The organism is Streptomyces sp. TE5632, assembly GCF_054061295.1.
In genome coordinates, this window is the sequence record NZ_JBSSEA010000003.1 from 1,985,770 (window position 1) to 1,997,644 (window position 11,875).

General features: G+C 71.3%; 11 protein-coding genes. 8 read left to right on the forward strand and 3 right to left on the reverse strand.

The features are described from left to right. Window positions 1-70 precede the first annotated feature (70 nt). Complete coding sequence (locus tag ACVW19_RS14035; RefSeq protein ID WP_457459733.1) at window positions 71-2,905, reverse strand: penicillin acylase family protein; 2,835 nt, start codon at window positions 2,903-2,905, stop codon at window positions 71-73. 244 nt (window positions 2,906-3,149) lie between these two features. On the opposite strand from ACVW19_RS14035, the gene ACVW19_RS14040 reads away from it, so the two are divergent. The 6 genes from ACVW19_RS14040 to mscL all read left to right on the forward strand — a co-directional run bounded on the left by ACVW19_RS14040 (window position 3,150) and on the right by mscL (window position 9,057). After that, window positions 3,150-4,679 (forward strand): potassium/proton antiporter, encoded by a 1,530-nt coding sequence (locus ACVW19_RS14040; protein ID WP_457459734.1) that lies wholly within the window; start codon window positions 3,150-3,152, stop codon window positions 4,677-4,679. Between the two features lie 294 nt (window positions 4,680-4,973). Then, window positions 4,974-6,260 (forward strand): MFS transporter, encoded by a 1,287-nt coding sequence (locus ACVW19_RS14045; RefSeq protein ID WP_457459735.1) that lies wholly within the window; start codon window positions 4,974-4,976, stop codon window positions 6,258-6,260. Window positions 6,261-6,328: 68 nt separating this feature from the next. Next, the gene (locus ACVW19_RS14050) at window positions 6,329-6,661 is read left to right on the forward strand and encodes an FmdB family zinc ribbon protein (RefSeq protein WP_457459736.1); all 333 of its coding nucleotides are present in this window, start codon (window positions 6,329-6,331) and stop codon (window positions 6,659-6,661) included. A gap of 109 nt (window positions 6,662-6,770) precedes the next feature. Then, the gene (locus ACVW19_RS14055; protein ID WP_457464601.1) at window positions 6,771-7,613 is read left to right on the forward strand and encodes an S-methyl-5'-thioadenosine phosphorylase; all 843 of its coding nucleotides are present in this window, start codon (window positions 6,771-6,773) and stop codon (window positions 7,611-7,613) included. A 298-nt stretch (window positions 7,614-7,911) separates the two neighbouring features. Then, window positions 7,912-8,448: a hypothetical protein gene (locus tag ACVW19_RS14060; protein WP_457459737.1), complete on the forward strand. Its 537-nt coding sequence runs from the start codon at window positions 7,912-7,914 to the stop codon at window positions 8,446-8,448. Between the two features lie 138 nt (window positions 8,449-8,586). After that, complete coding sequence (mscL, locus tag ACVW19_RS14065) at window positions 8,587-9,057, forward strand: large conductance mechanosensitive channel protein MscL (RefSeq protein ID WP_457459738.1); 471 nt, start codon at window positions 8,587-8,589, stop codon at window positions 9,055-9,057. Between the two features lie 48 nt (window positions 9,058-9,105). Here the strand turns inward: mscL and ACVW19_RS14070 are convergent, their stop codons facing one another. After that, window positions 9,106-9,282, reverse strand: a complete 177-nt coding sequence (locus ACVW19_RS14070; protein ID WP_109380318.1) for a hypothetical protein — start codon at window positions 9,280-9,282, stop codon at window positions 9,106-9,108. Between the two features lie 78 nt (window positions 9,283-9,360). Between ACVW19_RS14070 and ACVW19_RS14075 the strand changes: the two genes are divergently transcribed. Both ACVW19_RS14075 and ACVW19_RS14080 read left to right on the forward strand, forming a co-directional pair. Continuing rightward, on the forward strand, window positions 9,361-10,398 hold the full coding sequence (locus tag ACVW19_RS14075; protein WP_457459739.1) for a P1 family peptidase: 1,038 nt from the start codon (window positions 9,361-9,363) through the stop codon (window positions 10,396-10,398). Between the two features lie 277 nt (window positions 10,399-10,675). Beyond that, the gene (locus ACVW19_RS14080) at window positions 10,676-11,431 is read left to right on the forward strand and encodes a DUF6227 family protein (RefSeq protein WP_457459740.1); all 756 of its coding nucleotides are present in this window, start codon (window positions 10,676-10,678) and stop codon (window positions 11,429-11,431) included. 40 nt (window positions 11,432-11,471) lie between these two features. Here ACVW19_RS14080 and ACVW19_RS14085 read toward each other — a convergent pair whose 3' ends face one another. Beyond that, the gene (locus tag ACVW19_RS14085; RefSeq protein ID WP_457459741.1) at window positions 11,472-11,795 is read right to left on the reverse strand and encodes a hypothetical protein; all 324 of its coding nucleotides are present in this window, start codon (window positions 11,793-11,795) and stop codon (window positions 11,472-11,474) included. Window positions 11,796-11,875: the final 80 nt, after the last annotated feature.

The following is an 11,875-nucleotide window of genomic DNA, read 5'->3' on the forward strand; positions in this document are numbered from 1 at the left end:
GAGGAAAGCGGCCGCCACGCGCGCGTGGCGGCCGCTTTCCTCATGCCTCATGCGTCGGGGGCCGGGCCTCTCAGGGCTTGAGCAGCAGCGTGTCGCTGGTGCTGCCCTCGACCGCCTTGTCCGAGTACGCCCACTCGAGCAGTTCGCCCTCGGCCCACTTGTCCGTCTGGTCGACGTAGTGGGAGTTGTAGGCGTGGCCGGAGGCGCCGGTGAGGTTGATCCACCGCGACTTGTCGAGGTCGCCGAGGTTGACCACCATCCGCATCGACGGCACCCACACCACCCCGTAGCCGCCCGCGGCGTTCCAGCCGGTCGCGTTGACCGTGGCCTCGCCGCCGCCGAGCTTCCAGGGGCCGCGGTTGAGGACGTACTGCAGGAAGTCGGGGCCGGAGGTGCCCAGGGTCTGGTTCTTCAGGAACAGGCGGTGCAGCCGGCCCCAGCTCCAGGTGTCGATGTCCTTGCCGAGCTTGGCGGTGAGCTCCCAGCGGGCGTCGACCATGGCGCGCCTGAACAGCTTGTCGCGGTTCTCCGCGCCGTCGCGGGAGCCCGCCTTAGGAGTCGTCCACCAGTCGTTGTCCTCCTTCTCCATCAGCGTGCGGACCACCTCGAACCAGCGGTCGCCGCCGTCGGGCTGGGCCTGGTCGGCCTCGCGCATGCCGCACTCGCGCACCTTGCCGCCCTCGTCGGCGGGCCCGGTGGGGTTGACCGCGTCGACCCACAGGCACTGGCCCTTGACCCGCAGCTCCTTGGGCAGCTTGTGGCTGAAGGCGAGCCTGAGGATGTTGCGCCAGACGGAGTTGAAGTAGGCGGCTGCCGCGGAGTCGGCGTCCTGGGTGTAGTCCCAGCCCTCCAGCAGCTTCTGCGCCTTGCGGACCTCCGCGTCCTTGACGTCGATCTTGAGCAGTTCGGGCACCAGCAGCTTGGCGATACCGCTGCTGTTGTCGAGCTGCATCTGCCGCATGTCGTCGGTGGAGATCTTGCCGCCGTCCTTGATCTTCGACTGGATCAGATCGTTGATCCGCTGGCTGCGGGCGCCGTAGCCCCAGTCGGTGGTCAGGGTGTACGGGTACGTGTCGGGGTCGACCACGGCCTGGTTGGCGGTGACGATGTAGCCGCGCTTGGGGTCGAACTCGTAGGGCAGCGCCTCCTGGTCGACCCAGCCGGTCCAGCGGTACTTCGAGTTCCAGCCGGGCGCCGGGACGGAACCGTCGTGGTTCTCCGCGCGGGTGGGGATCCTGCCCGGCAGGGTGTAGCCGATGTGGCCCTCGGTGTCCGCGTAGACGAGGTTCTGCGAGGGCACCTCGAAGAGGGTGGCCGCCTTGCGGAAGTCGTCCCAGTCCTTCGCGCGGTTCATCGCGAAGACGGCGTCCATGGTGCGGCCCGCCTCCAGCGCGGTCCAGCGCAGCGAGACGCCGTAGCCGTCGCCCCGGTCGGGCGCGGCGGAGTCGACGGTGGCCTTCTTCCCGGTCCGCACCAGGTCGGGGGACCGGTCGGAGAGCAGCGGGCCGTTGCCGGTCTCCCTGACGACGATCTTCCGCGGCGCGCCGCCGGCGACCTTGATGGTCTCCTCGCGCGCCTTGAAGGGCACCACCTTGCCGTCGTGCTGGTAGCCCTCGCCGGTGATCTTCTCCAGGTAGAGGTCGGTGACGTCGACGCCGGAGTTGGTCAGGCCCCAGGCGACGTCCGCGTTGTGTCCGATGACCACGCCGGGCATGCCCGCGAAGGTGAAGCCGGTGACGTCGTACTGGCACGTGGCGGAGACGCTGCGGCAGTGCAGGCCCATCTGGTACCAGACGGACGGCAGCGAGGCCGACAGGTGCGGGTCGTTGGCCAGCAGCGGCTCACCGGTGACGGTGTGATTGCCGGAGACCACCCAGGAGTTGGAGCCGATGCCGTCGCCGTTGACGCCGACGGCCGTGGGCAGGTTCTGCAGGACCTCCTGGAGGCCCGAGAGCTGGCTCTCCAGACCGCCCCCGGTGCCGGCCGTCCCGGACTCGCCCTCCACGCCGCCGACGCCCGTGCCCGGGACGGTGCCGTCGCCGATTCCGGTTCCGGTGCCGTCGCCGGTTCCGGTGCCGTCGCCGGTCCCGGTCCCGTCGCCGGTGCCGCTCTCGCCGCCCGCCTCGTAGGCGCCGGTCAGCTCGTTGTACTGGCCCTCCTGGACCACCGGCTTGTTCCGGCGGGACGGATACGCCGGGTACAGGTCGGCGATCTGCTCGGAGTCGAGGCGGCTGGTCATCAGGGCGCGGTCGATCTCGTCCTGCATGTTGCCGCGCAGGTCCCAGGCCATCGCCTTCAGCCAGGCCACGGAGTCCACCGGGGTCCACGGCCCGGGCGTGTAGTCGTTGGTGAAGCCCAGCGCCGCGTACTCCAGGGAGATGTCCGCGCCCTCCTTGCCCTCCAGGTAGGCGTTGACTCCCTTGGCGTAGGCGTCGAGGTACTTCTTCGTGGCGGGGGAGAGCTTCTTCTCGTACTCCTGCTTCGCGACCCGGTCCCAGCCCAGGGTGCGCAGGAACTCGTCGTTCTCGATCTGGCTCTCGCCGAACATCTCCGACAGGCGTCCGGAGGTCATGTGCCGGCGCACGTCCATCTCGTAGAACCGGTCCTGCGCCTGGACGTAGCCCTGCGCCATGAACAGGTCCTCGTCGGAGGAGGCGTAGATCTGCGGGATGCCGTGGCCGTCACGTTTGACGTCGACGGGGCCCGACAGGCCCTTGAGCGTGATCGATCCCTTGGTCTGCGGGAAGGAGGCGCGCACGGTGCCGATCGACCAGTACGCCCCGTAGGCGACACCGCCGATCAGGGCCAGCACCAGGACGAACACGAGCAGACGGGCTTTGCGCCCCTTTTTCCTGCCGGACTTGCCGAGTTGCTGACCCGTGGAGGCGGTGGTGTCGGTGGGCATCGCTGTCCTTGCTGTCCTTACGCGAGCGGCAGGGCGGGCTGTGCTTTTAACTGAGCGCTGGAGCAACGATAGGCGCAGGGCCCCGCGCCGCTTGACGCGGAGTCGGGAACCAGCCCGGACGGACGTTCGATCATGCCAGGCGAGTGCGTCAAGAACGCGTCAAGAGTTAGGTAAGGTAACGAAGCGGTTTGCCGCGAACGCGTCGGCTCCACGCGCCCCGCAGTCGAGGTCGGGCGCGCCGCGCGTGAGCCAGGGAAGGGAACGGCCGCTGACTGTCCACCACCTCAACCAGCTCCTGCTCGTCTGCTCGCTGGTCCTGCTCGTCGCCGTCGCGGCGGTCCGGATCTCCTCGCGCAGCGGGCTCCCCAGCCTGCTCGTCTATCTCGGCATCGGCATCGCCATGGGCCAGGACGGCATCGGCGACATCCAGTTCGACAACGCCGAGCTGACGCAGGTCTTCGGGTACGCGGCCCTGGTGGTGATCCTGGCCGAGGGCGGTCTGGGCACCAAGTGGACCGAGATCAGACCCGTCCTGCCCGTCTCCGCCGCCCTCGCGACCGTCGGCGTCGCGGTGAGCGTCGGGGTCACCGCGACGGCCGCGCACTTCCTGGTCGGGCTGGAGTGGCGGCAGGCGCTCATCATCGGCGCGGTGGTGTCCTCGACCGACGCGGCGGCCGTCTTCTCCGTGCTGCGGCGCATTCCGCTCCCCCCGCGCGTGACGGGCTCGCTGGAGGCCGAGTCCGGCTTCAACGACGCCCCCGTGGTCATCCTGGTGCTCGCCTTCTCCACGGCCGGCCCGATCGAGCACTGGTACACCCTGCTCGGCGAGATCACCCTGGAGCTGGCCATCGGCGCCGTCATCGGACTCGCGGTGGGCTGGCTGGGTGCCTGGGGGCTCAGGCATGTGGCGCTGCCCGCCTCCGGCCTCTACCCGATCGCCGTCATGGCCATCGCCGTCACCGCCTACGCGGCGGGCGCCATGGCCCACGGCAGCGGCTTCCTCGCCGTCTACCTCGCCTCGATGGTGCTGGGCAACGCCAGACTGCCGCACTGGCCCGCCACCCGCGGATTCGCCGAAGGGCTCGGCTGGATCGCCCAGATCGGCATGTTCGTCCTGCTCGGCCTGCTGGTCTCCCCGCACGAACTGGGCGACGACATCGTGCCCGCGCTGGTCATCGGGCTGGCGCTGACCGTGGTGGCCCGCCCGCTGAGCGTCGTGCTGTGCCTGCTGCCGTTCCGGGTGCCCTGGCAGGAGCAGACGCTGATGTCGTGGGCGGGACTGCGCGGCGCCGTGCCCATCATCCTGGCGACGATTCCGATGGTGGAGGGCGTCGAGGGCAGCCGGAGGCTCTTCAACATCGTCTTCGTCCTGGTCGTCGTCTACACCCTCGTCCAGGGGCCGACGCTGCCGTGGCTGGCCGGCAAGCTGCGTCTCGGCACGGGCGCGGAGGCCGCCGACCTGGGCATCGAGTCGGCACCCCTGGAGCGGCTGCGCGGGCATCTGCTGTCGGTCGACATCCCGGAGGAGTCGAAGATGCACGGTGTGGAGGTCGCCGAACTCCGGCTGCCGAAAGGGGCGGCCGTCACACTCGTCGTACGCGGGGGCACCTCGTTCGTCCCGCTGCCGACGACGATGCTGCGGCACGGGGACGAACTCCTCGTCGTCGCCACCGACCCGGTCCGGGACGCCACCGAACGCCGCCTGCGCGCGGTGGGCCAGGGCGGCAAACTGGCCGGCTGGCTGGGGACCGACGGCGGAGATCCGGGGCGCTGACTGGCCCGTCATTCACAGGGCCACGGTCCCGCAGTGCTCGGTTTCACAGGCTCACAAGCCCTTGCCGCCTGTGGATACCCGATCGCGCCAAGACAACGCCTGTAACATGCAACGAGTACCCAGATCGAACCAACTCTGCCTGACGCAGAGCTGGCGCGACCGTATGGCGGCCGGCACGCCCCGAGCTGTGGCACCCGGCATCTACCGCAGTCAGCGCAAGAGGACAGCTCTCGGCGTGCCCGAAGCCCGACCGTGAAGGGCCGCGCGCCACCAGGCGGCAGAAAGGCACGGGCCGTGGCATCCACGGTCACCACGTCGAAGGGCTCTGCGGCCACCTCCCGTCCGGGGTACGGCCGACTGCTGCGCACCCGCGGCGCCTGGACGTTCCTGCTCCCCGGTTTCGCGGCACGCCAGCCGTTCGCGATGCTCACCATCTCCATCGTGCTGCTGGTGCAGCACACCACCGGTTCGTACGGCGCGGCCGGCGCCGTCGCGGCGGCCACCGGTGTGTCCATGGCCCTGTTCGCGCCCTTCAGCGGCCGGCTCGCCGACCGCCACGGGCAACGCGCCGTACTCGTCCCCGGCGTTCTGCTGCACACCCTGGCCGCGCTGGTCCTGACCTCGCTGGCGCTGACCGACGCCCCGCTGTGGGCACTGTTCGCCGCGGCCGTGCCCACCGGCGCCTCGGTGCCCCAGATCGGGCCCATGGTGCGCGCCCGCTGGGGCGTGAAGCTCAAGGACTCCCCGCTGATGACCACCGCGGCGGCCTTCGAGTCCGTCACCGACGAGCTGACCTTCGTCGTCGGACCGCTGCTGGCCACCGCCCTGTGCACGGCCGTGAACCCGGCTGCCGGCCTGGTGACCGAGGCCGCGCTGACCCTGGTCGGCGGCCTGCTGTTCGCCGCGCAGAAGGGCACCCAGCCCGAGGTCGCCGCCGGCGGGCACGCGCGCATGGAGCACGCTTCCGCCCTGCGCGTCCCCGGGGTGCGCGTCCTGATCGTCACCTTCCTGGGCATCGGGTCCGTCTTCGGCGGCATGCAGGTGTCGCTGGCCGCGTACACCGAGTCGATCGGCGAACCCGGCCTGAACGGCGTCCTGTACGGCGTCTTCGCCGCGGGCAACATGCTCTCCGGCATCGCCTGCGGCGCCATCGCCTGGAAGGTCGCCCCGCAGCGGCGCCTCGTCGTCGGGTACGCGGCGCTCGCGGTGACCGCGTCCGCCCTGTGGACCGCCCAGTCGTCGCTGCTCCTCGCGGGGCTCGGGCTCCTGGTCGGCATGTGCATCGCGCCCGCCCTGATCACCGGCTTCACCATGGTCGACGACCTGGTCCCGGCGGGGGCCCGCACCGAGGCCTTCACCTGGCTGACCGGCGCGGTGGCACTCGGTCAGGCGGCCGCGGTCACGGTCTCCGGCCAGTTCGAGGACCGCCTGTGGGACGGCGCCGGTTTCCTGGTGCCGATGGGCGGCACGGTGCTCGCCCTGGTGACCCTGCTGGCGCTGCGGTCACGGCTGGTGCCGGCCCCGCACGGACGCACCGTCGCACGTGGCGTGGGTCACCGCTCGCCCGTCGCAGTGGACTGAACACGGGGAATACGGCACTATGAATCGTCGTTTAGCACTCATCGAGTGAGAGTGCCAGGAGGAAGACAGTGCCCACCTATCAGTACCAGTGCACCGAGTGCGGCGAGGGCCTCGAGGCGGTGCAGAAGTTCACCGATGACGCTCTGACCGAGTGCCCGAACTGCCAGGGCCGCCTGAAGAAGGTGTTCTCGGCGGTCGGCATTGTCTTCAAGGGATCCGGCTTCTACCGCAACGACAGCCGCGGCTCCTCGTCGAGCAGCACCCCGGCGGCGTCGAAGTCGTCCGACTCCTCGACGAGCTCGTCCTCGGACTCGTCGGCTTCCTCGACTTCCTCGACGTCGTCTGCTTCCTCGACGTCGTCGGGCTCGTCGACCGGTTCCAGCAGCACCACCGCCGCTTAGGGCCGGTTTCCCGCGGACCCCTGTCGTCGTCCGACGACGGGGTCCTCGGTGTTTTCCGGGGCGGCCCCGGGGCGTTTTCGGGGCGGTTAGGGTGCGGAGCATGGCGAACATGGCGCACAAGGCGAACGCCGAGATCGGCGTGATCGGCGGCTCCGGTTTCTACTCCTTCCTCGACGATGTGACCGAGGTCCGGGTGGACACCCCGTACGGGGCGCCCAGCGACTCCCTCTTCCTCGGCGAGCTGGCCGGCCGGCGGGTCGCCTTCCTCCCCCGGCACGGGCGCGGCCACCATCTGCCGCCGCACCGGATCAACTACCGGGCCAACCTGTGGGCGCTCAGGTCGGTCGGCGCCCGCCAGGTGCTCGGGCCGTGCGCGGTGGGCGGGCTGCGGCCCGAGTACGGACCGGGGACGCTGCTGGTCCCGGACCAGCTCGTGGACCGTACGAAGTCCCGGGTCGGCACGTACTTCGACGGGCTGCCGCTGCCCGACGGCACGGTGCCGAACGTCGTGCACGTGTCACTGGCCGACCCCTACTGCCCCGTCGGCCGGGCGGCCGCCCTGAAGTCGGCGCGCGGGCGGGACTGGGAGCCGGTGGACGGCGGCACGCTGGCCGTGGTCGAGGGTCCGCGCTTCTCCACCCGCGCCGAATCGTTGTGGCACCGGGCGCAGGGCTGGTCGGTGGTGGGCATGACCGGCCATCCCGAGGCGGTGCTCGCCCGTGAGCTGGAGCTCTGCTACACGTCCCTGACCCTGGTCACCGACCTCGACGCCGGCGCCGAGACCGGCGAGGGTGTCTCGCACGACGAGGTGTTGCGGGTGTTCGCGGCGAACGTGGACCGCCTGCGGAACGTGCTCTTCGACGCGGTGGCGGCGCTGCCCGCCACGGAGGAGCGGGACTGCCTGTGTGCCTCGGCACTGGGTGGGATGGATCCGGGGTTCCCGCTGCCGTAGGGCCGCACGTTCGGGTGAGGGAGTTTTCCACAGGGCGCGGTGTGTCCACAGGCTCCGGCGGAGAACGGCGGGAAGCCTCATCGTGGGGTGCGCAAACCGTTCCCTCGCCGCCAGGTGGTGTCCCGTGTCGTTCCCCCCGTCCCGTGAACCCTCACGCCACTCCCCTACCTTCTCTTCCTCCCTCTTCTCGCCTTCTTCGCCTCCCTCCCCTTCCTCCCCTTCTTCACCTTCCTCGCCTTCCTCTCTCTCGGCCGGTGTCCCGCACCCTCCCCGTGCCGGTGTCCCGCCCCGGCGCGAGGTGCCGCACTTCGCACCGGTGCGGGTGCGTGGCGGTCTGCTGCGGTCCGGTCGGCTCGTCCGGCACCGGCGGCGGGCTGCGGCGGTCGGCCTCGCCGTCACGGCGGTGGCGCTGGTGGCGGCGGGCCCACGGGAGACGGACCGGTCCCGCGGGCATCCGGACGGCACTTCGGGCACACGCGTCGCCTCGGCGTCGGCCGCCTCGGCGGGCGGGTCCACGGGAGACCGTGCCGTACGGACTCGGCGTGCGGGAGCCCGCGTCACAGCACCGGTGCGGATCGCCGACGCCGCCACGGTGCGACTGCTGCGGCCGGGCGACCGGGTCGACGTCATCGCCGCCGAGGAGCGGGGCACGGGCGGTGCGGCCGGCGGTGGAGCCCGCGTGGTCGCGCGTGGAGCACGGGTCACGGAGGTGCCGGAGCCGCTGGAGGCCCCGGACGCGGGCGGGGCCCTGGTGGTGCTGTCGGTTCCGCGTGCCACCGCTGCCGAGCTCGCGGGCGCGAGCGCCACGGCCCGGCTGGCGGTGACGCTGTGGTGAGGGGTTCTTCGACCGTTGGCACCACCTTCATGTCACGTGCCTCGTTCGAAGGGCCCCACTGGGCAGATGGGCGATGCCCTGTCGTAGGTTGCGGAGCGTTCGATCACCGGCGTCACGCATACGAGATGGAGCTCCGAGGTGAGCGAGAAGAACGAACCGAGCGTCTGGCAGGGCTTCAAGGCCTTTCTGATGCGCGGGAACGTCGTCGACCTGGCGGTGGCCGTGGTCATCGGCGCGGCCTTCACCAACATCGTCAACTCGGTGGTGAAGGGCGTGATCAATCCGCTGGTCGGCGCCTTCGGCACCCAGAACCTGGACAGCTACAGCTTGTGCCTGAAGGGCCGCTGCACGGGCACCGGCGACGCCGCGACGGGAGTCAGGATCCTGTGGGGCTCGGTCCTCGGCTCGACACTCCAGTTCGTGATCACGGCCGCTGTCGTCTACTTCCTGATGGTGCTGCCGATGGCTCGCTACCTGGCCCGGGTGGAGGCCCGCAGGAAGGCGAGGGAAAGCGCGCAGGAGGTCTTCGAGATCTCCGAGCTGGAGGTGCTCAAGGAGATCCGCGACGAGCTGGTCGCACAGCGCGGCTCGAACAACGGCGGGCGATAGCCGGCACCGGCACGGCATCCGGTCGTCGGACCGCCGGGCCGCGCCCGGTCAGATGTGGTGGGGCGGCTTCTCGTCGAGGAAGCGCTTCAGGTCCGAGGCGCTGTCGCCGGACGGGCGCTCGCCCCATCCCCGGTCCGTGTCGTCCGAGGACTGCTGGTCCAGCGGATCGTCGAAGACCAGCGCGGGCTTCGGCTCGCGCGGCCGGGGTTCGGGGGCAGTGCTCATACCCCCAGAGTACGGCCTCGCCGTTCCCTTCCTCCGCCGGTGACCGCGTGGGGGGAGGCCCTGCACGAGACTGGCGCCATGACAGTTGACGCGCTCACAGATGTGGCCGGTGTTCGCGTGGGACACGCGACCCGCTCCGGCGGCGGCCTGCTCACCGGCACCACGGTCGTGCTCGCGCCCGAGGGCGGGGCCGTGGCCGCCGTGGATGTACGCGGTGGTGGTCCCGGCACGAAGGAGACCGACGCGCTCGATCCCCGCAACCTCGTGCAGAAGGTCGAGGCGGTCGTCCTGACCGGCGGCAGTGCTTACGGACTCGACGCGGCCTCCGGGGTGATGGCCTGGCTGGAGGAACGGGGCCGCGGGGTCCGCGTCGGACCGGAACCCGCGCACGTGGTGCCGGTGGTGCCGGCCGCCTGTGTCTTCGACCTGGGCCGGGGCGGCGACTTCCGGGCCCGTCCGGACGCGGCCACCGGGCGGGCCGCGGTGGAGGCGGCAGCGGCGACCGCACCGGGGGCACGGGTGCCGGAGGGATGCGTGGGTGCCGGCACGGGGGCCGTGGTCGGGGCGGTGAAGGGCGGGATCGGCACCGCGAGCCGGGTGCTGGATTCGGGGATCACGGTGGCCGCGCTGGTGGTGGCCAACGCGGCGGGGGCGGCGATGGATCCGGAAACAGGGGTGCTGTACGGGGAGTTGCTCCGAGGTGGCCGGGTCCGCCATCCGGACCCGGAGGTGCACGAGGCGGCGCTCCGGCGGCTCGCCGACCTCTCCGAGCGGAACGCCCCTCCCCCGCTCAACACCACACTCGCGGTGGTCGCCACCGACGCGGACCTGTCCAAGGCCCAGGCGCAGAAGCTGGCCGGTACCGCGCACGACGGCATCGCGCGGGCGGTGCGGCCGGTGCATCTGCTCAACGACGGGGACACGGTGTTCGCCCTCGCCACGGGCACCCGCCCGCTCGACGCCGCGAACCCCCTCGCCCTGAACGAGATCCTCGCGGCCGGCGCCGACTTGGTGACGCGCGCGATCGTACGGGCCGTGCGCGCGGCCGAGTCGGTGGACGGGCCGGGTGGAGTCTGGCCGTCGTACCGGGAGTTGTACGGCGAGACGGACGTGTAGACACGCGGAGGTCGACGGGCGAACCGGCGTCGACCGGTGGGCGGAGAGCGGTGACCGCTGAGCGGAGTCCGGGTTCGACGGCCGACGAGTCGGCGGCTCGCACCAGGGATGGCGACTGAGCAGGAGGTATGGGAGGTCCGCCGGAGCGGGTGGGAATTTCTCGCGCCTCTCGTTCGTTTCCCCGCCGTACCTTTTTCTCAGTTCCCGGACATGATGTCCGCCCGAGGGGCTACGGTATGCACCCACTGGGTGACATGCAGCAACGCCGGGAGAAACCTTGAGCGTTCCGTACGAGACGGCAGCGTACGAACCAGCCGACTCGCCCGAGTCTCCTGAGGAGCACCTCGCGCGACTGCTCGGTCGTGCCCTGAACTCCTTCGAACTGCCCGACGAGGCGGTGCACCGGCTCGACTGCGCGCTGGCACACGACAGTTCGCTGCACTCCGCGCATCACAGCGCCGGCCTGCACCGGGAGACATACCGGCACACCTGGCTGCTCGCCGACGGCTCGGCGCTCACGCTCTGGGAACTCGTCCACAACGCCACCCCGGGCAGCGAGCCCGAGCACGAGGTGTACGCGGACGAGGAGGAACTGCGGGTCGCGACCGCCCGGTTGCCGTTGCCGCCGGAGACCCCGGACTTCGAGCTGCCGGTGGTGGTGCAGCTGTCCCGGATCCCCACGCCCCGGCCGGTCTACGTCCCCGACGGTTCGGCGGACCACGCGCGCCGCTTACTGCGCCGGGCGGAGAACGCGGACCGTCCGGGCCCCGGGACGGCCGCGCTGCTGACCACGGCGTTCGCCCACCAGATCACCCAGGCCTTCGGCCGCCCGTTCCGCGCGGGACGCCCGGGGCGTTCAGGACTGAGCTTCTCCCTGTACGAGCACGCGTTCCTGCTGCGTGACGGCGTGGAGATGTCCCTCTGGGAAGTGGAACACACGGCCACGCCCGACGGGCGGCACATGTGCGAGGTGTACACCACCGAGGACGCCGCCCGGGACGCGATGGAGCGCCGCGCGGCACAGGTTTCCTGACCCCGGGCCCCGACGACCCCGGGCTTCGCCCCGACCCGGTTCAACGGTCGCCCGTGGTGCCGTCGGCCAAGCGCCGTACCAGCACGGCGAACGCCTCGCGCTCCGCCGGCGTGAGCCGCACCTCCTCCGCCCACGGCCCCGTCCGCCGCTGACGCGGAATCGCGCGCAGCCCCTGAAGCGCCTGCCCTGCCGGGGCCGCGTACCCCGGCGCCGGTCCCGGCTCCGGTCCCTGCCAGGGGTGAATGTCCCCGCCCCGCCCGCGTTCGCGCCACAGGACACCGGCCAGGCCCACAGTGCAGGCCACGGCCACCACGGTGAGGACGGCGGCGCCCGCCACCCTCAAGATCGAGTCGTGCTCAGGCATGCGCCCCAGTACACACCACGGTCCGGGACTTTGGTCCCGGACCGTGGTGAACGTGATCTATATCGCAGCTGCCGTAAACG